This is a genomic window from Enterococcus sp. DIV2402, from assembly GCF_017426705.2.
GTDB classification, from domain to species: Bacteria; Bacillota; Bacilli; order Lactobacillales; family Enterococcaceae; genus Enterococcus_F; species Enterococcus_F lowellii.
This window is the reverse complement of sequence record NZ_CP147251.1, coordinates 1,362,937-1,382,785: the sequence shown is the minus strand read 5'-3', so window position 1 is coordinate 1,382,785 and position 19,849 is coordinate 1,362,937. Positions and strand designations below refer to the sequence as shown.

The following is a 19,849-nucleotide window of genomic DNA, read 5'->3' as shown; positions in this document are numbered from 1 at the left end:
CAATTAAAGAGGAATAAGGACCACTCTATATTCCTCTTCTTATATCTATTATATCGAACTTTATTATAAATGCAAAAGAAATCGGTATCAAAAACAGAAAATATTTTATCGTGCCAAAGATAATGTCCTTATTTCTCTTGGATGATACGCATTTAATGCCTCTGCCGCATGAAATAAAGTTCGCCCAGTTGTATAGACATCATCGACTAATAGAATGCGTTTGCCAGTAATCTGTTGCTCTGTCGCAACAACTTCAAATGGTTGTGGTGTTATCAATCTTTCTGAACGATTTTTTTCTGCTTGCGGCACTGTATTCACTTTTTTATCTAATAATTTTTCTATCTTAATAGCGGCTGCTTCTAAAATGCCTTCTACTTGATTAAAACCGCGTTTAAGATAACGTTCTTTGGACAAAGGAATGGCACAAATAACATCAAATTTCTCTTTCTTAAAAAAATGTCGTAATTCAACAACGAACGTTTTCCTCAAGCGATAGTCACCTAAAAATTTATATTGATGAATCCATTGGTGAAAAGCATCGTCGTATTGAAAAAATGCTTCATGTTGAAAATTATACGTTGGATAAATTTTATGCCAACGCAAGCAATCCTGACAAGGTATCGACGATCCAGCTTTGCGACAGGTTGGACAGCCTGCCACAATAGGTGTCAGTAATTCTGAACAAGCCTGACATCGTTCCTCATCAAGATGAAATGGCCATACTATTTCTGGCATAGTTAAGTTACGAATAATTGTTTTTTGACACCAATTACAGCGCATTCGTTCGCCACCTTTTTGCTAACTTATTCATTTCCTTAATTTCTTGACAAGCCATTCGAATAGCAGGTGTTTGTTGATTCAAGAAAAAAACAACTCGTCCACCATTAAATTCCCCTTTGCGATCAACTCTACCAGCAATCTGAACAAGAGCAGATTTTGTATAAATTGGATGATTCGCTCCCATAATAATCACAGAAACCTTTTCAAAAGTGACTCCTCTTTCAAGAATGGTCGTAGTAAACAGCACACGATATACTTGATCCCGCATTGCTTGTACTTTTTCTTTTCGCTGTTCGTCTTGAGAAGAGACGCACGCAATCAGCTCAGGCGGAAAATACGCTTTGACTGCTGCATATAATTTCTTCATATAAGCAATACTCGGGCAAAATACTAAAACTGCGTTGTCTTGTAGCAATTCATTTAATAACCGAAGAAGTTTTTTTAATTTCCATTTACGTTGATAACAGCTCGCCCAGTGTTCATACCAATATACTTCTGGAACGATTAATGGACGTTGATGATAGCGAATAGGTAATTTCATAATCGCAAACGTCTCTTGAATTTCTGCCAACAAAGACTGAGAAGGAGTTGCCGTTAAATAAACATATAGTCCTTCAGGTTTACGTGCTTGGCGGACTGCAAAACGTAATTGTTGATTCCCTTCATAAGGAAACGCATCAATTTCATCTACAATTAATAAGTCAAACGCGTGATAAAAATGGAACAATTGATGTGTTGTGCAAACTGTCAATTTATTATAACGATACTTTTCTTCTGAATTTCCATACAATAATAACGCATTTTCTTCTGGAAATGCTTGTTGGATACGGGGAAATAATTCACGACACACATCAATACGTGGCGAAGTAATCCCTACGCGTCCGCCTATTGATAATACTTGCTGAATAATTGGAAAAATCATTTCAGTCTTGCCTGATCCAGTAACAGCCCAAACCAATGAATGTTGCTTTTTTTTATTATTTTTTAAAAGAGAATCAGCAATCTCCTGTTGTGGTGGTGTAAATGTTCCTTGCCAATCAAAACATACCTTACGTTGTTGATAATCATTATCTTCTTTAGATAATAAGACGTCTTCATTAGTTAAACGTCCAAATTGCAAACATGCGACACAATAATAATTTCCATTTGGTAAAAAATGTTTTTCTTGAGAAAACAAACTCCCACATCGCTGACACTGTCCTTTGTCTACATCAAGAGCTTCTCGCACCATCGTGGTATCACTTAATGTAGGTAAGTCTTTTTTAGAAATAGCAATTTGCCTCCCTAACTCGTCCATAATAGCCTCCCTCCTACCTATAACTACGCAAAAAAGCGAGGAAATTTTATCGATTTCCTCGCTTTACTCATTTTTATTTATGAAGGGGTGAATTATTCGCCAATCAAATCTAGTGCTTGCTGTAACACTTTCTCACCATTCATCATGCCATAATCTGCCATGTTGATTACTTCTAAAGGAATTCCTTTTGATGCTAGTCGTTTTTCGAAGTCACCTTTCATAAAACGAACTTGAGGACCTAATAATAACACGTTAACATCTTTGTTTGCTAAATGGTTGTCGGCATCAGATGCTGAAACTGCAAAAATATCTGTATCTAATCCTTTTGTTTCTGCTGCTTGCTGCATTTTTGTTACTAATAAACTAGTACTCATTCCTGCTGAACATACTAACATAATTGTTTTTTTTGCCATAATAAATCTCCCCTTAACTATTCCATAATCATTATTATTTATACTATTTTATATACAAACCATAGTTCTATTATAAAATAAACTCCTTCTTTGTCAACGCTTCCTTTTAATTTAACTCTAACCAAGTTGATTTGACTAATGGACGAAATACAACATACTCTTTTTCTAAATTCACATGGACTACTTCATATTTAGCATTAATCCAGGCATAGGCACCTTTTTCAGGATGTTTGTAATCATTTGTCCACCAATCAAGCGTTGTTCGCGCAGTTCGTGGTAAACCATTCGCTGGAAATAATAATTCGTCAAACTGAGTAAACGTCAAGGTTACTTGTGAACCACCATTGTTTACTAAGTAAGTTGTAATGACATCATACTTTTTTTTGCGTTTTACCATGGTTTACCCCTCCTTTTATTCATTATTACGCTTTCATAAAAAAATTGCAAGGTTTGCATCAATTTGAAAATTAATTCGTTTTTTTCTATACTGTAGAAAAGGGGTGAACAATCTTGATTGATACTTATTTGACCATTAAAGAAGATGGACAAAGTGAAATAGAAATAAAAAAATCCCGTTTTATTTGCTCATTGAAACGAATTGAAACAGAAGAAGAAGCCAAGGACTTCATTCAAGCCTTAAAAAAAGAACACTGGAAAGCGAACCATAATTGCAGTGCTTTTGTATTAGGTGAAAAAAATGACATCCAACGTTCAAGCGATGATGGTGAACCTAGTGGGACTGCTGGTGTTCCTATGCTAGAAGTCTTGAAAAAAAATGAATTAATAAATGTTGTCGCAGTTGTCACTCGCTATTTCGGAGGAACCAAATTAGGTGCTGGTGGACTCATTCGGGCTTATTCAAGTGCTGTTTCTCATGCGCTAAATGAAATTGGAATTGTGGAAGGAAAGCTTCAAAAAGAAGTTTTTGTACAAGTTGAATATCCACTATTAGGCAAATTGCAACATTATTTGGAACAAAATCAATTTTACGTTAAGGATACGCAGTTTTTGGAGAACATTACACTATGCGTTATGGTACAAAATGAAGAAAGCTTCAAACAAGCAGTTATCGATTTATTAAATGGGCAAGTATCGTTTGAAGATGGCGAATATTCTTACGTGGAAATTCCAGTAGCAAATAAAACAAGCTGAAGCACGCTCCAGCTTGTTTTTATTTTTCCAAAAAGAATTCAAAACGATTGCCAACATATTGACTACGAACATACTCAAAAGGCTGTCCATCTAATAAGAAAGAGACTTGACGCATACGTAAAATCGCATCGCCTTTTTTGATATCTAAGTAATCCGCAATTTTTTCTGATGCAATCATTGCTGAAATAGTTTGATTTGCACCGCCAATTTTTTTCTGCCCTTTTTCTTCCAGTGTTCGGTAAAGTGATGAGGTAATTTCTGACTTGCTATACTCCCGAATTAATTTTTCAGGAACACTTGCCACTTCAAAACAAATCGGTATATCATCCGCCAAACGAATACGTTCCATTCTCAAAATAATATCGTCTTTGGTTAATTGTAACTTATCCATCTCACTAGAACTTGGGGAAGTAAAAAAATAAGAAACTGCACGACTAGATGGTTCTCTCCCTTGAGACAACATAATTTCGGTAAAGCTTGTGGTTCCTGTCATTTTTTCTTGCACTTTTCGACGTGCCACATATGTTCCTGAGCCAATTTTTCTTTCAAGAATTCCTTCATCAGCTAAAGTTTGAATCGCTTGTCGTAAGGTCATTCGACTCACACCAAATTGAGTAGAAAGTTCTCGTTCTGAAGGAAGACGATCTCCTATTTTCCAATAATTTGTTTCAATTTTTTCTTTAATTGCATCATGTATTTGAATATATACAGGCAATGTATCTACCATTTTTTACCCTCTCCTTCTTTTCTCTTTATTATAGCTACTATCCTTCTAAATTCAAATAAAACTCCTAAAAAAAACTTTCAACATAAAACTGTTGAAAGTTCTCTAGTTTAATAGTTCTTAGAACGCCACTTAATTGTATGTTTGGTTGGACGTGGTCGTGTTACCTTTACGCCATCTTTTTTCAATAAATTGACTGTAACATCCTTTTTAGTAATATCATGAATGTGTTCAGCTGCTTCTGTTATTTTTTCTTTTAAATTAAATGGTAGTTTCATCTTAAACACTCCCTTTTTATTTTAGAGTATCGCAAAATTAAAATTTATTCAAATAAAAAAAGACACGTCTTAAACGTGTCGTAAAAACTGGGGTAGCTGGATTCGAACCAACGCATGAGGGAGTCAAAGTCCCTTGCCTTACCGCTTGGCTATACCCCAATGGTGGAGGAGAGTGGATTCGAACCACTGAACCCGAAGGAACGGATTTACAGTCCGTCGCGTTTAGCCACTTCGCTACTCCTCCAAAAGGTTGTTTGATCAACCTGACTTAGTTATAATACAATATTCTTTTTTACTTTGCAATACTTTTTTCAAGTTTTTTTATTTTTTCTAGAAATTATTCATGTAAGTTCCACTGACGAATAATTGACTCAATTGCAAGGTCTAATGTCTTACTTGCACCAAGTTCTTCATTGTCCATAAAGCTTTGAAATTCTTTTGGTCCATATGCTAAAACTTCACCAATTTTTTTCTTACCAATATATAATTCAGTTACATCATAAGTTGATCCGCTAATTGTTTTTTTTGTTTCTTCAATACGTACTTCAATATCTTTATTTTTTTTCACAATTTTCACCTCGAGTTACATTCTATCATAAATTTATTTATTTCCTAGTAGAAACTTCTCTTCTTCGCTATTTTTATAAAAACAACTTCTCAAAAAGTTTCTGAGAAGTTGTTTTATCTTATTGATTCGTTAATACTGCATTTACTACATTATAACCAGCTGATTCTAAAGCCTGTTGAATAGTAGCAACTGCTTGAGATTCGACTTGGATTTCAATAATTGTTCCGTCACTTACACGATTCACGACAATCGTCGCTATACTAAAATCATTGTTAGCTAATAACTGGGCAATATCAGCTAAAATTCCTTTTTGATCTTCCGTAATTTGAATGGTTACTCGTGTTCCACCATTGTTATAACCAGTAATTTTTAAGAAGGCATCAAAAATATCATTATTTGTAATAATCCCTAATAAATTAGGACCTTCTACTACCGGTAAGACACCGATATTTTTCGAACGCATAATGGCAATTCCATCTTCTAATAATGCCTCTGGTGAAATTGTTTCGATATCCTTAATCATTACATCACGAACAGTCGTCTTATTTAATAAATAATTGACTTCATAAACACTCAAGCTAGTGGCTTTTGAAGGCATCGCTTCTTGAATGATTCCTTCTGTAATTAATCCCACTAATTGATTATTTTCTAATACTGGTAAACGATGAATATCATGCTTTTTCATCAAATCTACTGCATCAAAAATCGGTGTGTCGGGTGTTACAGTTACTAAATCTGTGGTCATAAAATCACTTACGCTCATTTTTTACCCTCCTAAGTATGCTTTCTTAACAGCTTCACTAGATAGCAATTCTTTTCCAGTACCTTCAAGAACTACTTTACCTGTTTCTAATACATATCCTCGATCAGCAATCGATAAAGCCATGTGTGCATTTTGTTCAATCAACAAAACGGTTGTGCCTTGTTGTTGAATTTCTTGAATAATCGAAAAAATTTCGCGGATGAAAATTGGCGCTAATCCCATTGATGGTTCATCTAACAATAATAATTTAGGACGAGACATTAACGCGCGCCCCATCGCTAACATTTGTTGTTCTCCACCAGATAATGTTGCTGCATCTTGGTTTTTACGCTCTTTTAAAACAGGAAATTTAGCAAATACTTGTTCATAATCTGCTTTTACGCCACTATCTTTACGCAGAAACGCACCCATTTCTAAATTTTCTTGAACAGTTAACCCCGCAAAGACATGACGGCCTTCTGGTACTTGAGATAAGCCTGAAGCAACAATTTTTTGTGGAGCAGCTTTTTCGATTGCTTGTTCCTCAAAGAAAATTGAACCTTCTGAAGGACGAATCAACCCAGATATTGTTCGTAAAATTGTTGTTTTTCCGGCACCATTTGCGCCAATTAACGAAACAATCTCACCTTGATTTACATGGAAGGAAACGTTATGAACGGCTTGAATCATACCGTAACGCACCGATAGATTATCAACTTTTAACATTAAATTTCCCCTCCTAGATACGCCTCAATTACACGAGGGTTATTTTTAATTTCATCTGGATTTCCTTCTGCGATGACTTGACCATATTCTAACACATAAATTCGCTCACAAACATCCATAACCAAATTCATATCATGTTCGATTAAAACAATAGTTAAACCAAAATCTTTTTGAATTTGACGAATTAATTTTGTCAATTCAGCAGTTTCTTGGGGATTCATCCCAGCTGCCGGTTCATCTAAGAAAAGAATTTTAGGATTAGTTGCTAACGCTCGAACAATTTCTAAGCGGCGTTGTTGGCCATAAGGTAAATTTTTAGCTAACGTTTCTTCTTTCTCTTCCAAATCAAAGATACTTAAAAGTTCACGTACTTTTTGACGCATCATCTCTTCAGTTTGATAAAATTTGGGTAAGCGTAAAATTGTACTAAAGAATCCTTCTTTATTTTTCGAATTCATCGCAATCAAGACATTATCCATAACTGTCAAATCTTTAAATAAACGAATATTTTGGAAAGTTCTAGACAAGCCTAAATCTGCAATTTTATACGGTTTAATACCATTTAGACGCGCTTCTTTTCCATCCATATTTAACAATACATCCCCACTACTTGGTTCATAAACACCGGTTAACAGGTTAAACAATGTGGTTTTACCCGCACCATTTGGGCCGATTAAACCAACTAATTCATTGTTTTCCAAAGTAATATTGACATGTGAAACGGCAGCTAGACCACCGAAATTTTTTGTTAATTGATTAACTGTTAGTAGAGGCATTTGAGTCATCCTCCTTTTTAGAAAATTTATTAAAGATACGTTTTACTGAGAATTCCCATGTTCCCAATAGACCACTTGGTTTGAAAATCATAATTACAATAATCGCTAAAGCGTAAATAATCATACGTAAGTTTCCAAAATCTTGCAGATACATATTTAAGAAACCTAATACCACGGCTGCCACCACTGCGCCTGTTGTACTCCCAATTCCGCCAAATACCACAATAATCAACACATCAATTGATTTCATAAATCCGTAATCTTGTGGGAATACAGATTGTTGATAGCTAGCAAACAATGAACCAGCAACACTTGCTAACACTGCACCTAATACAAAAGCTGTTACCTTGTATTTAGTTGTATTAACACCCATTGATTCCGCAGCAATTTCATCTTCACGAACAGACAAAGTCGCACGACCAGGACCGCTATGAATGAAATTCGAAACGATTAAAATAGACAAAGTCATCATGATAAAGATTACTTGCCAATTACTAAACTGTGGCAAACCAAAAATCCCTGCTGGTCCGTTGGTAAGACCGCTCAGATTAATTATTAAAATACGAATAATCTCCGAAATACCTAATGTAGCGATTGCTAAATAGTCTCCTTTTAAACGCAGTGTTGGAATACCTACTGCTAAAGCAATCACACCGGCTAATAACATGCCTAAAAGAATTCCCATTGCAAAGCCACCAAATGTAGGATTATCACGTGTAATAATCGCTGTTGCATATGCCCCAATCGCCATAAATCCTGCATGGCCTAATGAAAATTGACCAGAAAAACCGATAATTAAGTTCAAACTTACTGCTAAGATAATATTAATACCAATATTGGCAATAATCGCATCGGTAAATAGATTGATTACTCCGCCATTATATAAAGCAAATAAACCAAAATAGATGACAGCCGCAATTGCTAACCAAGTCAAATTGTATTTTAAATTCTTCTTCATTGCTGACACCTACACTTTCTCTTTAATATTTTTGCCGAGAATTCCGGCTGGACGAATCAATAAAATAATAATTAAAACGGCATATACTAATGCATCTTTGTAATCAGAAAAACCTAAAGCAGTTGACATTGTTTCAATTAGACCAATTGCAAACCCACCTAGCGCTGCTCCTGGAATAATTCCAATCCCACCTAAAACTGCTGCAACAAAGGATTTCAAACCTGGTGCCACACCCATCATTGGATCGATTGAGTTATAATACAAACCAATCAGCATTCCGCCTGCTGCTGCTAAAGCTGAACCTAAGGCAAAAGTAAATGAAATAGTTCTGTTTACATTAATCCCCATTAATTGAGCTGCATCGGTATCCACACTTACTGCGCGCATTGCTTTTCCCATACGCGTTTTTTGAACGATTAATTGTAATATAATCATTAAGGATACGGAAATACCTAAAATCAATAATTGAATATTACTTACTGAAACAAAGCCAATTGAGAACGCTTTGCGAGCAATTGCTTGTGGAAACGGGCGAGTATCTGGTGAGAAGAAATAAATCATTACATTTTGTAATAAATAAGATACTCCAATTGCTGTAATCAATGCTGCAATTCTCGTTGATTTTCTTAAAGGTCGGTAGGCTAAAAATTCTACAACCACACCTAACAAGGCACTAGCTGCCATTGAAATAATCATTGCTATGAAAAAGCCCCAGGCATTTGGTAAAATTCCCCACGTATTAAAAGAATTAATCAAAAAATATCCGATAAAACTCCCAATCATATAGATTTCACCATGAGCAAAGTTAATAAGTTTAATAATACCATAGACCATTGTATATCCTAGTGCCATCAAGGCATATATGCTACCTAGGAATAGTCCATTAATTAATTGTTGGATCATTACTTCCATCTTTATCACATCCAAATAGTTCATTTTTATTACTTTTTTTACCACTGTAGCAAAAAATAAAAGCTGTGACAAAACCGATTGTTTGATTTTGTCCCAGCTCTTATATGTTCAATTCATCCAATTATGGATTTACTGTATCAGCTGAACTTTCTTTACCATCTGTAAAACCGATAACAACAGCTGATTTTTCTGGGTTATGGTTTGCATCCATTGTAATGTTTCCTGTAATCCCAACAAAATCTTTCAATTCAGCAAGACCTTTTGTAATTGCCGCTGAATCCGCAGAGTCTTGTGATTCAATGGCTGATTTAATCATAAACATTGCATCATAAGCTAATGCATTGAACGTAGATGGCTCTTTGCCATATTTTTCTTTAAATGCATCAATAAATGGTTGTACAGTATCATTTGCTGGAGCTAATGCTGAGAAGTGACCTGTATAGAAGACATTCGATACATTTTCAGCACCTGCAAGTTGAATCATTTTTTCATCACCAAAACCGTCAGCACCTAAAATTGGTTGTTCAATTCCCATTTCGCGCGCTTGTTTAATAATCAAACCAGCTTCTTCATAATAACCTGGTAAATACAATACGTCGAAGTCAGCATTTTTAATTTTAGTTAATTGAGCTTGGAAATCTTTATCATTTTTTGTGAAGTTTTCTCTTAACACCACTTCTCCATCATATGCACTTTCAAAGGCTTTCGTTAAACCAATTGCATAGTCACTTGAATTATCTCCAAAGATAACTGCTTTTTCAGCTGATAAAGTTTCGTCAGCATAGTTTGCTAAAATAACACCTTGGAAACTATCTTGGAAACAAGAACGGAAAACATATTCTTGCACTTTATCACCATTCACAGTAATCGCATCATCTGTACCAGAAGGTGTAATCATTGGTACTTGTGCTTTGGTAACGTTAGGAATAGCTGCTTTACTTGCACCAGTTGTTGCTGGGCCAATAATGGCAACAACTCCATCGTTTGTTGTTAAATTGGCTGCTGCTGTAGCCGCCTCATTACTATCAGATTTATTATCTTTAATCACTAATTCAACTTCTTTGCCTAAGATACCGCCATCAGCATTGATTTTTTCAACGGCTAATTCGACACCTTCTTTTTCTTGTGTCCCGTATCCAGCAACTGCTCCTGATAATTCAAGGTTCAAACCAATTTTGATTGTGTCCCCTTCTTGTGTGTTGCCACCACCGTTTGAGTTGCCATTTGAGTTACCACCGCCACTTGGGCCAGCGCTACAAGCACCTAGTAGAAACAAACTAGCAAATAGAAATGCAAATTTCTTTTTCATACTTAATTCCTCCCTTTTTTACTCCCCTGAGTATGAAATTAATATACAGAATTTTTCAGTAATTGTCAATGAATTTTCAGAATATTTTATACATTTTGACAATCTAATAACAAATTGATAAGAGCACGCTTAAATAATAGTTTTTCAACGCTATTTCATTGAATAACGGCAGTGGATTTTCATAAAAAAAATGAAAAACCTCCCCAGATTGTGAAAGTTTTTCATTTTTTATTTTCTTTTCGATACGTATAATTGGGGCGTATTTCGTCTGTTGTATTTCTTTTTAAAGTAAAATTTCGTGGAACGTAATCAATTCCACCCTTAACAAATGGATGACAACGTAATATTCTCGCAATTCCCATCAAGGTTCCTTTCGCCGCACCATGTACTTGAATGGCATCAATCGTATAACTCGAACAAGTTGGATAATAACGACAACTTGGCGGAAATAATGGCGAAATGAACCGTTGGTACCCTCGAACAAAATAAATTAATATCTTTTGCATGCTTTTCCCTCTTTTCATTCAAAGTATATCTTTTTTTAGTTCTTGATACAAACTTAAAAATTACTAAAATAAAAAGAGAAAAACAGTCTCAAACCTGTCTTTCCCCTTCACTTTATATATTAAAAAAATCTAGAATATGTTGCCATAGCTCGCGATTGAAAACGTGGAACGGAGATCCATCTCCAATCACACCGTATCCAATCATTAAACCGATGAAAAACAACAAAATAGCGCCAAATACGATGGATAGAATTTTAATTAGGGTTTTAAGAATGTCTTCGCTTATTTCCATTCTGCCATCCTCCTTATGGTTGTGCAACAACCGCTTCTTCTACAGCTTCTTTAGAGCTGTTCACTCGCTCTACATTTGCACCCAATTTTTGTAATTTTTCGTGGAATTTATAATAACCACGATCTAAATATTTCAAATTGCGCACGCGTGTACGACCCGTTGCTTTTAAGCCAGCCAAAATCAAAGCTGCCGCAGCACGTAAATCAGTTGCATAAACTAAAGAACCTTGTAATTGATGTCCACCTTCAATAATCGCTACGTTCCCATCGATTTTAACATGAGCATTCATACGAACCATCTCATCTAAATGTTGGAAGCGATTCTCAAAAACTGTCTCAGTAACAACACTTGTCCCGTTAGCAATGACTTGAATTGCCGTCATTTGAGCTTGCATATCTGTTGGGAAGCCTGGATGTGGCATTGTCTTAACATCTGTTGCTTTTAGTTCTTTTGGTCCAATGATACGTACACCATTGTCTTCTTCAATTACTTTAGCACCCATTTCGATTAATTTAGACAACAACGGACGATTATGTTCCGAAATAGCATCTTGAATTAACACATTACCTTCTGTCATAGCAGCAGCTACCATAAATGTTCCTGCTTCAATACGATCTTGTACAATTGCATGATTAACTGCATGTAAATGATCTACACCTTCAATACGCATTGTTTCAGTTCCCGCACCATAAATCTTTGCACCCATTTTATTTAAAATATTCGCAAGATCTACAATTTCAGGTTCTCTAGCTACGTTATCAATAATTGTTGTCCCTTTCGCTTTGACAGCAGCCATCATAATATTTTGAGTAGCTCCTACGCTAGGAAAGTCTAAATAGATATTATTGCCTTTTAATTCATCTGCAATAGCTTCAATGTAACCATCTTTTTGAATAATTTCAGCACCTAAAGCTTGGAATCCTTTTAAATGTAAATCAATCGGACGTTTTCCAATGGCACATCCACCTGGCATTGCAACTTTTGCATGACCATTACGAGCCAATAAAGGACCCATTACAACAATTGAGGCACGCATTTTGCTAACATATTCATACGGCGCTTCAATTTCTAATTGTCGTGATGCATCAATGACAACTTCATTTTTATCAGTATCAAAATCAACATCTACATTTAAGTGTTGAATCACTTTGTTCATTGTAAATACGTCTGAAAGAATTGGGACATTTTTTAATGTTGTTGTGCCTTCTTCAGCTAATAAAGTGGCAGCTAAGATCGGTAACACCGCATTCTTTGCTCCTTCAATTTTTACAGTTCCTTTTAACTGATTACCACCTTGAACGATAATCTCTTCCATCTTGTTCCCTCCAAATAGAACGCTATGTGACATTTCAATCAAAATCTTTTTTATTATAGCATATTCATTTTATTTTAAATAGCAAGCAGTACTGTTAAAAACCTACTAAAAATAAATTCTTGCATAAAATAATAATTTCTAGAAAAAAATTGCTGGCGGTAAAACCAATTGCCACCGAAATTAACACAAGAATTAAGCGAATTTGCGTTGTATGAAGGGCTTTAAAAAACGTTTCGATTCTCACAGAACCTAACGCCCAAAAAGCTAGATAAATAAAAGCTAAATGACTAACAATTCGGATGAATGCATCAATACCATAAACTTGCATACAAAAACTCCTTCTTTACGAAAATTCAACATATAGATAATACCATAAATCAAGAAAATAAAAAAATATTGTCCCCGCAAAAAGTTTTTAAAACATTTTTTAAAAAACTTTTTAATTATTTTATCATGATTACCATTTGCTAAAAATCTTGTTATATCAACTCTTATACTTACTTTTTTACAGATAATTCCCTAGACTACATTAAAAAAAAGAACCTTCTCATAAAGAGAAAGTTCTCATTTTTAAAGATGATTTGACACATTGATTCGATTCAACGCGCGATGTAACGCCACTGTCGCTCGTTTTAATTCATCCACATTATCGTGGGCTTTCGCTTCAGCAATCATTCGTTCGGCACGTTCTTTTGCACGTTGAGCACGTGCAATATCAATTTCACGCTCACGTTCTGCACTATCCGCAATAATCGTAACGATATTATCACGCACTTCCATTATTCCGCCATTTACAGCAACCCAATCAATATGATTTTCTGAATCGATTCGATTGATGCGTACTTCATCGATAATTAATGGTGCAATGATTGGAGCATGATGAGGTAAAATCCCCATTTCACCATCTATTGTCTTGACTACAACGATTTTCGCATGATGATTATACACCACGCCACTAGGTGTCACAATATTGACCGTTAAATGTTGATCCATAAGGCACCTCTTTCTAGTATCCTAAGTTTTTCGCTTTTTCAACTACTTCTTCGATACGTCCGACACTACGGAAAGCTTCTTCTGGAAGTTCATCATATTTTCCATCAAGGATTTCTCTGAACCCTTTGATTGTTTCTTTAACAGGAACATATGAACCAGGTTGGCCTGTAAACTGTTCAGCTACGTGGAAGTTTTGCGATAAGAAAAATTGGATACGACGGGCACGTGATACCAAGACTTTTTCTTCATCAGATAATTCATCCATCCCTAAGATAGCGATAATATCTTGTAATTCACGATAGCGTTGCAATGTACGTTGTACTTCACTAGCCACTTGATAATGCTCTTCACCAACAATTTCAGGTGCTAAGGCACTAGAAGAAGATGCTAATGGGTCTACCGCAGGATAAATCCCTTGTTCTGTTAATTTACGTTCTAAGTTGGTTGTCGCATCCAAATGCGCAAATGCAGTTGCTGGCGCCGGGTCCGTATAGTCATCGGCAGGTACATAAATCGCTTGAATGGATGTAATTGAACCTTTTTTCGTTGAAGTAATACGTTCTTGTAATTGACCCATTTCAGTAGCCAATGTTGGTTGATACCCCACCGCTGAAGGCATACGACCTAACAGCGCTGAAACTTCCGAACCAGCTTGCGTAAAACGGAAAATGTTATCAATAAATAACAATACGTCTTGTCCTTCCACATCACGGAAATATTCTGCAATCGTCAAACCAGTCAATGCTACACGCATACGTGCGCCTGGTGGTTCATTCATTTGCCCAAAAACCATGGCTGTTTTTTCGATAACGCCTGATTCTTTCATTTCGTAATAAAGGTCATTTCCTTCACGCGTACGCTCACCGACACCTGAAAATACTGAAATCCCACCATGTTCTTGTGCAATGTTATTAATTAATTCTTGGATTAATACCGTTTTACCTACACCGGCACCACCGAATAAACCAACTTTACCACCTTTTAAGTAAGGTGCTAATAAATCGATAACTTTGATTCCAGTTTCAAGAATTTCTGTACTTGTACTTAATTCATCAAAATCAGGTGCTTTTTTATGAATACCACTGCGCTCTACTTTTTCAGGAAATGGTTCATCTAAATCAATTGTATCTCCTAAAACATTAAATACACGACCTAACGTTTCTTTCCCAACAGGAACAGAAATTGAAGCTCCTGTATCGATGACTTCCATACCACGTTGTAAGCCATCTGTAGATGCCATTGCAATCGTACGCACGACGCCGTCACCAAGCTCTAATGCTGTTTCAAGTACAACTTTCGTTTTTTCATCATTCTTTTTGTAGACTACCAACGCATTGTTGATATCTGGTAAGGATTGGTCCAAAGAAAATTCCACGTCAACTACGGGACCGATGACTTGAACAATCTTGCCTGAACTCATTTGTTTTCCTCCATTCATTCACGAAATTATTCGAGAGCTGCTGCTCCACCCACAATTTCAGTAATTTCTTGGGTAATTGCCCCTTGACGTGCACGATTATAAGAAATCGTTAAATCATCAATAATATTTCCTGCATTATCTGTTGCTGTTTTCATTGCGGTCATACCCGCAGCATGCTCAGCAGTTTTCGCATCAACAATTGCTCCATAGATCAAACTTTCTGCATATTGTGGAAGCAACTGGTTTAAAATTGCTTCTTTAGAAGGTTCAAAAATGTATTCTTGTTCATACGTTTTAGCTTCTTCCGGATTAATTGTTGTAATAGGCAACATTTTTTCCATTCGGAATTGACTTGTTAGTGAATTGACATGATGGTTATAACAAACATATAACTCATCAAACACTTCATTTTGATACATTGAAACAGTCATATTAACAATTTTTCTTACTTCTTCAAAACTTGGCTGATCTGACAAGTTACGTAATTCATACGCTAATGGGATATCCCGTGCTTTAAAAAATTCAGCCCCGGTTGCTCCAATCGAAATCATTACATATTCGTTAGAAGATTTATGATCTTTTGCTAACATCGTCATCATTTGTTTTAAAATAGAGCTATTATATCCGCCAACTAATCCACCATCTGAAGTAATAACAATATATCCTGTTTTTTTCACTGGTCGACTAACTAACATACTATTAAAGTCTAGTTCTTGTTTCTTTTCTGATTTTTCCATCTCAATTAACTGACTGGTAGTAATATGTGTCACTAATTCACGCACTTTTTTTGCGTAAATTTGAAACTGGCTAGAGTGCGCTTCTGATTTTGTCAGTTTCGAAGCCGATACCATTTGCATCGCTCTGGTGATTTGACTGGTCTTCTTTGTGGAAGTAATCCGTTGTTTTATTTCATTTAGAGAAGCACCCATTATTCTTCACCTCTTTTACGATTGCTCCATCGTCGCTAAATGTTCTTTAATAAACTCTTTGTTTTGATTGCTTTTTCCTGCCATAAATAATTCTTGGAATTCTTTAATTGCTTGATTCATATCAGCTTCAGCTGGTAAATCATGCGTTGTACGAATTGTTTCAAATAAATGTGCATAATTTGCTTCCAAATAATCGAATAATTCTGATTCAAAGTCCAAAATACTATTTACAGGTACGCTATCAATAAATCCACGTGTTAATGCGTATAAGATAACAACCTGTTTTTCTACAGGAAGTGGCGCATGTGATTTTTGTTTTAGAATTTCAACTGTACGACGACCACGATTTAACTTCGCTTGTGTCGCAGCATCTAAATCAGAACCAAATTGAGTGAAGGCTTCTAATTCACGGTAACTAGCTAAATCTAAACGCAATGTACCCGCAACTTTTTTCATTGCTTTAATTTGCGCAGAACCACCTACCCGTGAGACAGATAATCCAGCAGCTACGGCTGGACGAACACCTGAATAGAATAAGTCACTTTCTAAGAAAATTTGTCCATCTGTAATTGAAATAACGTTTGTCGGAATATAAGCAGAAATATCTCCTGCTTGTGTTTCAACAAATGGCAAGGCAGTCATTGAACCACCACCTAAATCATCACTTAATTTCGCTGCACGTTCTAATAAACGTGAATGCAAGTAGAACACATCCCCTGGGTATGCTTCACGACCTGGAGGACGACGTAATAGTAACGAAAGCTCACGATAAGCAACAGCTTGTTTCGATAAGTCATCAAAAACAATTAATACATGTTTTCCGTTATACATAAATTCTTCACCAATTGCTGTTCCCGCATAAGGTGCAATATATAATAACGGCGCTGGTTGTGATGCTCCTGCTGATACTACAATTGTATAGTCCATTGCACCATATTTACGTAGTGTTTCTACTTGTGTACGAACTGTGGAGTCTTTTTGCCCAATTGCCACATAAATACAAATCATATCTTGCCCTTTTTGGTTGATAATTGTATCAATGGCAATCGATGTTTTCCCAGTTTTTCTGTCACCAATAACTAACTCACGTTGTCCACGACCGATTGGCACCAGTGCATCAATCGCTTTTAATCCTGTTTGCATTGGCTCAGAAACTGATTTACGTTGCATAACACCTGGTGCTTCAGCTTCTACTGGACGGAATTTATCTGTTTTAATTGGACCATAGCCATCGATTGGTTGTCCCAATGGATTAACTACACGACCGATTAAAGCATCACCCACGGGTACTTCCATAATGCGCCCTGTGCGTTTTACTGTATCGCCTTCGCGAATGGATTCAAAATCTCCTAAAATAATGATCCCTACATCATTAGACTCTAAATTTTGTGCCATACCGAAAGCACCATTTGAAAATTCAAGCAATTCGCCACTCATCGCATTTTCTAGTCCATGCGCGCGTGCGATTCCATCACCAATGTAAGTAACCGTTCCTACTTCTTCGACGGAAATCTTACTTTGATAATTTTTTATCTGATCTTTAATCAAAGCACTGATTTCTTCTGCTTTAATGGCCATTCGATTCACCTCTTACTGTTTGTATTATTTGCGTAATTCTTTTCGCAAATATTCTAAACGGCTTCTAATACTCCCATCAATGACATGGTGATTCGCTTCAACGATTACCCCACCAAGTATATTGGGATCAACTTGTTCCGTTAACTCTGCTTTTTGATAACCTAATTGCTTGGCTACTTTTTGAGTTAGTTTCGCTTTTTGTTCATTTGTAAGTGGTACCGCTGTGGTTACACTTCCTAAAACAATATTTTTACTATCATTGAATAGTCTCTCATATTCATCAATAATTAATAACAAGTCATACATGCGATTATATTGATAGATAACTTCTAAAGTATTGCGAACGATTCCGTTGAAACCTTTCACAAGATTATCCATTACGTTACGCTTCTCGTTTAAATCCAATCGAGCATCACTTAATAAGTCTCCCAATTCAGGGATATCTTCAAATATTTGTCGTAGTTTCAATAACTCATTGTATACGTCTTCGGCTTGTTGAGATTCGACCGCCAATTCAAATAACGCTTTGCCGTAACGTTTAGCAACGGTAATTTTATCTAGCTTCATCGGTTGTTCCTAATCCATCAATACATTGATCAATCAATGCTTTATGCGATTCTAGAGATAGTTCTTGATTTAAGATTTTTTCTGCAATTTGAAGAGAAAGATCAGCTACTTCATCTTTCACAGTCGATAACGCAGCTTGACGTTCGTTTGCGATATCATTATGCGCTTTGTCTCTCATTTGAGTGACTGTTTCTTCGGCATCTTTCAGAATTGCTTGGCGGCTTGATTCTCCACTATCTCGTGCATTTTTAATAATCTCAGCAGCTTCAGTTTGAGAACTTACTAATTGTAGTTGACGTTCTTCTTCTAATTTAGCTGCTTCAATCCGAGATTTTTCTGCTGAATCTAAATCATTGGCAATCTTATCTTCACGCTTTTTCATAATTGCTGAGATGGAGTCCCATGCAAAAATCTTTAAAAGCACAAGTAAGAGAACAAATGAGCCTGTAACAACAACAAAATTACTGATCATTGTATTATGCACTTCTGCCATTGACAGAACCAAGTGATTTAGCATACGCTGTAACTCCTTTACTTGAAATTTCGTTTTCTATGAGTAAGCTTCACGTGTCACAAAAAAAGCAGAAGATTTATAACTTCTGCTTTATTTTGTGGTTCTTATAAAACAAGAAGTAAAGCAACAACGATACCCAAGATTGGCACAGCTTCGATAAACGCCATACCTAAAATCATTGTTGAGCGTAAATCTTTTGCCATTTCTGGTTGGCGAGCCATTGATTCCAATGCTTGTTTAACAACTTGTGAGTTACCATAAGCTGCACCTAAAGCTGATCCGATAATTGCCATTCCTGCTGCGATAAATTCCATAATATTTCTTCCTCCTAAAATAAACGATATGTTAGTGTTCTACTTCAATTTTGTGACTTAAAAATACCATCGTTAATGTAACAAATACATAAGCTTGAATTCCTCCGATAAATAAGGAGAAACCAATCCAAATCATCTCTAATGGGATAGCTAATGGTAATGCAATCCAACCTAGATTATTTACCATAGAAACGATTAAACTTAAAAGAACTTCACCTGCAAAAATATTTCCATACAAACGTAAACCTAAACTAATTACATTCGTGAATTCTTCCAATAGTTTAATTGGTAAAATAATGCTTACTGGCGTTAAAAATGAATTCTTAATATACCCTTTTAATCCTAATTTTTTAGCTCCTAAGAAATGAGTCAATAAGATGACCATAAAAGCTAAACTTAACGTCACGATTGGATCAGCTGTGGGGCTTTTCCATAGACTGACTTCATGGTTGGTCACAATTTTAGTAACTAGACCAATTTCATTAGCAATCAAAATAAAGAAAAACAAGGTAAAGGCCAATAAATGATAATTGTTGACTTCTTTTTTAGGTAATTGATCAGAAGCAATTCCTCTCACAAAGTCAATGACGTATTCAATAAAGTTTTGTTTTCCTTTTGGCTTCATTTGTAAATTACGGGTACAAACAAAGACAATTGAAAAGACAATGATGCACGTAAGCAGTGTCATCAAAATAACTGTCCCATCAAACCATACCGGCCCTATCTGAAACAGTAGTGAACGTTCTTCCAATATTCTCACCTCTCTTCCTATAGTCTTCTACGCTA

Annotated in this window: 26 protein-coding genes and 2 tRNA genes; 1 reads left to right on the top strand and 27 read right to left on the bottom strand. The window is 35.8% G+C overall.

What is annotated here, in order from left to right:
* Positions 1 to 105 precede the first annotated feature (105 nt).
* From DOK78_RS06765 to DOK78_RS06750, 4 genes are all read right to left on the bottom strand, one after another.
* A complete protein-coding gene (locus DOK78_RS06765) occupies positions 106 to 780 on the bottom strand; it encodes a ComF family protein (RefSeq protein WP_207941085.1) in 675 nt (224 codons plus the stop codon).
* Positions 770 to 2,077 carry a DEAD/DEAH box helicase gene (locus tag DOK78_RS06760; RefSeq protein WP_207941086.1) on the bottom strand — a complete coding sequence of 436 codons (1,308 nt, stop codon included), beginning with the start codon at positions 2,075 to 2,077 and terminating at the stop codon, positions 770 to 772. Before DOK78_RS06760 ends, DOK78_RS06765 begins: the two co-directional genes overlap by 11 nt.
* 92 nt (positions 2,078 to 2,169) lie before the next feature.
* Positions 2,170 to 2,490 (bottom strand): PTS sugar transporter subunit IIB, encoded by a 321-nt coding sequence (locus DOK78_RS06755; RefSeq protein WP_207941087.1) that lies wholly within the window; start codon positions 2,488 to 2,490, stop codon positions 2,170 to 2,172.
* 106 nt (positions 2,491 to 2,596) lie between these two features.
* Positions 2,597 to 2,887: a DUF7662 domain-containing protein gene (locus DOK78_RS06750; protein WP_207941088.1), complete on the bottom strand. Its 291-nt coding sequence runs from the start codon at positions 2,885 to 2,887 to the stop codon at positions 2,597 to 2,599.
* A gap of 113 nt (positions 2,888 to 3,000) precedes the next feature.
* Here DOK78_RS06750 and DOK78_RS06745 point away from each other — a divergent pair, with 113 nt between their 5' ends.
* Entirely contained in the window at positions 3,001 to 3,642 is a 642-nt protein-coding gene (locus tag DOK78_RS06745) for a YigZ family protein (RefSeq protein ID WP_207941090.1), read from the top strand.
* 19 nt (positions 3,643 to 3,661) lie between these two features.
* Here DOK78_RS06745 and DOK78_RS06740 read toward each other — a convergent pair whose 3' ends face one another.
* The 23 genes from DOK78_RS06740 to atpB form a co-directional block, all read right to left on the bottom strand.
* Positions 3,662 to 4,369, bottom strand: a complete 708-nt coding sequence (locus DOK78_RS06740) for a GntR family transcriptional regulator (RefSeq protein WP_207941092.1) — start codon at positions 4,367 to 4,369, stop codon at positions 3,662 to 3,664.
* Between the two features lie 107 nt (positions 4,370 to 4,476).
* Positions 4,477 to 4,644: a hypothetical protein gene (locus tag DOK78_RS06735; protein WP_207941094.1), complete on the bottom strand. Its 168-nt coding sequence runs from the start codon at positions 4,642 to 4,644 to the stop codon at positions 4,477 to 4,479.
* An 87-nt stretch (positions 4,645 to 4,731) separates the two neighbouring features.
* Positions 4,732 to 4,803: transfer RNA gene (locus tag DOK78_RS06730), tRNA-Gln, on the bottom strand.
* Position 4,804: 1 nt separating this feature from the next.
* Positions 4,805 to 4,888, bottom strand: a tRNA-Tyr gene (locus DOK78_RS06725).
* Between the two features lie 93 nt (positions 4,889 to 4,981).
* Entirely contained in the window at positions 4,982 to 5,215 is a 234-nt protein-coding gene (locus tag DOK78_RS06720) for a DUF2969 family protein (RefSeq protein WP_207941471.1), read from the bottom strand.
* 115 nt (positions 5,216 to 5,330) lie between these two features.
* Positions 5,331 to 5,975 carry a CBS and ACT domain-containing protein gene (locus DOK78_RS06715; RefSeq protein WP_207941095.1) on the bottom strand — a complete coding sequence of 215 codons (645 nt, stop codon included), beginning with the start codon at positions 5,973 to 5,975 and terminating at the stop codon, positions 5,331 to 5,333.
* A 3-nt stretch (positions 5,976 to 5,978) separates the two neighbouring features.
* Positions 5,979 to 6,680: an ABC transporter ATP-binding protein gene (locus tag DOK78_RS06710; protein WP_207941096.1), complete on the bottom strand. Its 702-nt coding sequence runs from the start codon at positions 6,678 to 6,680 to the stop codon at positions 5,979 to 5,981.
* Entirely contained in the window at positions 6,680 to 7,456 is a 777-nt protein-coding gene (locus DOK78_RS06705) for an ABC transporter ATP-binding protein (RefSeq protein ID WP_279381651.1), read from the bottom strand. The genes DOK78_RS06710 and DOK78_RS06705 overlap by 1 nt, the downstream gene beginning before the upstream one ends.
* Complete coding sequence (locus tag DOK78_RS06700) at positions 7,437 to 8,414, bottom strand: branched-chain amino acid ABC transporter permease (protein WP_207941098.1); 978 nt, start codon at positions 8,412 to 8,414, stop codon at positions 7,437 to 7,439. Before DOK78_RS06700 ends, DOK78_RS06705 begins: the two co-directional genes overlap by 20 nt.
* A gap of 9 nt (positions 8,415 to 8,423) precedes the next feature.
* Positions 8,424 to 9,326, bottom strand: coding sequence for a branched-chain amino acid ABC transporter permease (locus DOK78_RS06695; protein ID WP_207941099.1), 903 nt, complete (start codon positions 9,324 to 9,326; stop codon positions 8,424 to 8,426).
* A 121-nt stretch (positions 9,327 to 9,447) separates the two neighbouring features.
* The gene (locus DOK78_RS06690; RefSeq protein ID WP_207941100.1) at positions 9,448 to 10,635 is read right to left on the bottom strand and encodes an ABC transporter substrate-binding protein; all 1,188 of its coding nucleotides are present in this window, start codon (positions 10,633 to 10,635) and stop codon (positions 9,448 to 9,450) included.
* 221 nt (positions 10,636 to 10,856) lie between these two features.
* Positions 10,857 to 11,141, bottom strand: coding sequence for a membrane protein insertion efficiency factor YidD (yidD, locus tag DOK78_RS06685; protein WP_207941101.1), 285 nt, complete (start codon positions 11,139 to 11,141; stop codon positions 10,857 to 10,859).
* A gap of 112 nt (positions 11,142 to 11,253) precedes the next feature.
* Positions 11,254 to 11,433 (bottom strand): DNA-directed RNA polymerase subunit beta, encoded by a 180-nt coding sequence (locus DOK78_RS06680; RefSeq protein WP_207941103.1) that lies wholly within the window; start codon positions 11,431 to 11,433, stop codon positions 11,254 to 11,256.
* Between the two features lie 13 nt (positions 11,434 to 11,446).
* Positions 11,447 to 12,748 (bottom strand): UDP-N-acetylglucosamine 1-carboxyvinyltransferase, encoded by a 1,302-nt coding sequence (murA, locus tag DOK78_RS06675; RefSeq protein WP_207941104.1) that lies wholly within the window; start codon positions 12,746 to 12,748, stop codon positions 11,447 to 11,449.
* A 94-nt stretch (positions 12,749 to 12,842) separates the two neighbouring features.
* On the bottom strand, positions 12,843 to 13,076 hold the full coding sequence (locus DOK78_RS06670) for a DUF1146 family protein (protein ID WP_207941106.1): 234 nt from the start codon (positions 13,074 to 13,076) through the stop codon (positions 12,843 to 12,845).
* Positions 13,077 to 13,318: 242 nt separating this feature from the next.
* A complete protein-coding gene (locus tag DOK78_RS06665) occupies positions 13,319 to 13,741 on the bottom strand; it encodes a F0F1 ATP synthase subunit epsilon (protein WP_207941108.1) in 423 nt (140 codons plus the stop codon).
* 13 nt (positions 13,742 to 13,754) lie between these two features.
* Positions 13,755 to 15,161: a F0F1 ATP synthase subunit beta gene (gene atpD / locus DOK78_RS06660; protein ID WP_207941109.1), complete on the bottom strand. Its 1,407-nt coding sequence runs from the start codon at positions 15,159 to 15,161 to the stop codon at positions 13,755 to 13,757.
* A gap of 26 nt (positions 15,162 to 15,187) precedes the next feature.
* On the bottom strand, positions 15,188 to 16,090 hold the full coding sequence (locus DOK78_RS06655) for a F0F1 ATP synthase subunit gamma (RefSeq protein ID WP_207941111.1): 903 nt from the start codon (positions 16,088 to 16,090) through the stop codon (positions 15,188 to 15,190).
* 15 nt (positions 16,091 to 16,105) lie between these two features.
* A complete protein-coding gene (atpA, locus tag DOK78_RS06650) occupies positions 16,106 to 17,668 on the bottom strand; it encodes a F0F1 ATP synthase subunit alpha (protein ID WP_207941113.1) in 1,563 nt (520 codons plus the stop codon).
* A gap of 24 nt (positions 17,669 to 17,692) precedes the next feature.
* A complete protein-coding gene (locus DOK78_RS06645) occupies positions 17,693 to 18,235 on the bottom strand; it encodes a F0F1 ATP synthase subunit delta (RefSeq protein ID WP_207941114.1) in 543 nt (180 codons plus the stop codon).
* The gene (gene atpF, locus DOK78_RS06640) at positions 18,222 to 18,752 is read right to left on the bottom strand and encodes a F0F1 ATP synthase subunit B (protein WP_207941116.1); all 531 of its coding nucleotides are present in this window, start codon (positions 18,750 to 18,752) and stop codon (positions 18,222 to 18,224) included. Before atpF ends, DOK78_RS06645 begins: the two co-directional genes overlap by 14 nt.
* A 101-nt stretch (positions 18,753 to 18,853) precedes the next feature.
* Positions 18,854 to 19,063 (bottom strand): ATP synthase F0 subunit C, encoded by a 210-nt coding sequence (atpE, locus tag DOK78_RS06635; protein ID WP_207941117.1) that lies wholly within the window; start codon positions 19,061 to 19,063, stop codon positions 18,854 to 18,856.
* A 31-nt stretch (positions 19,064 to 19,094) separates the two neighbouring features.
* Positions 19,095 to 19,814, bottom strand: coding sequence for a F0F1 ATP synthase subunit A (gene atpB / locus DOK78_RS06630; RefSeq protein WP_207941118.1), 720 nt, complete (start codon positions 19,812 to 19,814; stop codon positions 19,095 to 19,097).
* Between the last annotated feature and the right edge of the window lie 35 nt (positions 19,815 to 19,849).

Coding starts and splice junctions, on each gene's coding strand:
- DOK78_RS06765 (WP_207941085.1), bottom strand. CDS start 780: ATGCGCTGTAATTGGTGTCAAAAAACAATTATTCGTAACTTAACTATG.
- DOK78_RS06760 (WP_207941086.1), bottom strand. CDS start 2,077: ATGGACGAGTTAGGGAGGCAAATTGCTATTTCTAAAAAAGACTTACCT.
- DOK78_RS06755 (WP_207941087.1), bottom strand. CDS start 2,490: ATGGCAAAAAAAACAATTATGTTAGTATGTTCAGCAGGAATGAGTACT.
- DOK78_RS06750 (WP_207941088.1), bottom strand. CDS start 2,887: ATGGTAAAACGCAAAAAAAAGTATGATGTCATTACAACTTACTTAGTA.
- DOK78_RS06740 (WP_207941092.1), bottom strand. CDS start 4,369: ATGGTAGATACATTGCCTGTATATATTCAAATACATGATGCAATTAAA.
- DOK78_RS06735 (WP_207941094.1), bottom strand. CDS start 4,644: ATGAAACTACCATTTAATTTAAAAGAAAAAATAACAGAAGCAGCTGAA.
- DOK78_RS06715 (WP_207941095.1), bottom strand. CDS start 5,975: ATGAGCGTAAGTGATTTTATGACCACAGATTTAGTAACTGTAACACCC.
- DOK78_RS06710 (WP_207941096.1), bottom strand. CDS start 6,680: ATGTTAAAAGTTGATAATCTATCGGTGCGTTACGGTATGATTCAAGCC.
- DOK78_RS06705 (WP_279381651.1), bottom strand. CDS start 7,456: ATGCCTCTACTAACAGTTAATCAATTAACAAAAAATTTCGGTGGTCTA.
- DOK78_RS06700 (WP_207941098.1), bottom strand. CDS start 8,414: ATGAAGAAGAATTTAAAATACAATTTGACTTGGTTAGCAATTGCGGCT.
- DOK78_RS06695 (WP_207941099.1), bottom strand. CDS start 9,326: ATGGAAGTAATGATCCAACAATTAATTAATGGACTATTCCTAGGTAGC.
- DOK78_RS06690 (WP_207941100.1), bottom strand. CDS start 10,635: ATGAAAAAGAAATTTGCATTTCTATTTGCTAGTTTGTTTCTACTAGGT.
- yidD (WP_207941101.1), bottom strand. CDS start 11,141: ATGCAAAAGATATTAATTTATTTTGTTCGAGGGTACCAACGGTTCATT.
- DOK78_RS06680 (WP_207941103.1), bottom strand. CDS start 11,433: ATGGAAATAAGCGAAGACATTCTTAAAACCCTAATTAAAATTCTATCC.
- murA (WP_207941104.1), bottom strand. CDS start 12,748: ATGGAAGAGATTATCGTTCAAGGTGGTAATCAGTTAAAAGGAACTGTA.
- DOK78_RS06670 (WP_207941106.1), bottom strand. CDS start 13,076: ATGCAAGTTTATGGTATTGATGCATTCATCCGAATTGTTAGTCATTTA.
- DOK78_RS06665 (WP_207941108.1), bottom strand. CDS start 13,741: ATGGATCAACATTTAACGGTCAATATTGTGACACCTAGTGGCGTGGTG.
- atpD (WP_207941109.1), bottom strand. CDS start 15,161: ATGAGTTCAGGCAAGATTGTTCAAGTCATCGGTCCCGTAGTTGACGTG.
- DOK78_RS06655 (WP_207941111.1), bottom strand. CDS start 16,090: ATGGGTGCTTCTCTAAATGAAATAAAACAACGGATTACTTCCACAAAG.
- atpA (WP_207941113.1), bottom strand. CDS start 17,668: ATGGCCATTAAAGCAGAAGAAATCAGTGCTTTGATTAAAGATCAGATA.
- DOK78_RS06645 (WP_207941114.1), bottom strand. CDS start 18,235: ATGAAGCTAGATAAAATTACCGTTGCTAAACGTTACGGCAAAGCGTTA.
- atpF (WP_207941116.1), bottom strand. CDS start 18,752: ATGCTAAATCACTTGGTTCTGTCAATGGCAGAAGTGCATAATACAATG.
- atpE (WP_207941117.1), bottom strand. CDS start 19,063: ATGGAATTTATCGCAGCAGGAATGGCAATTATCGGATCAGCTTTAGGT.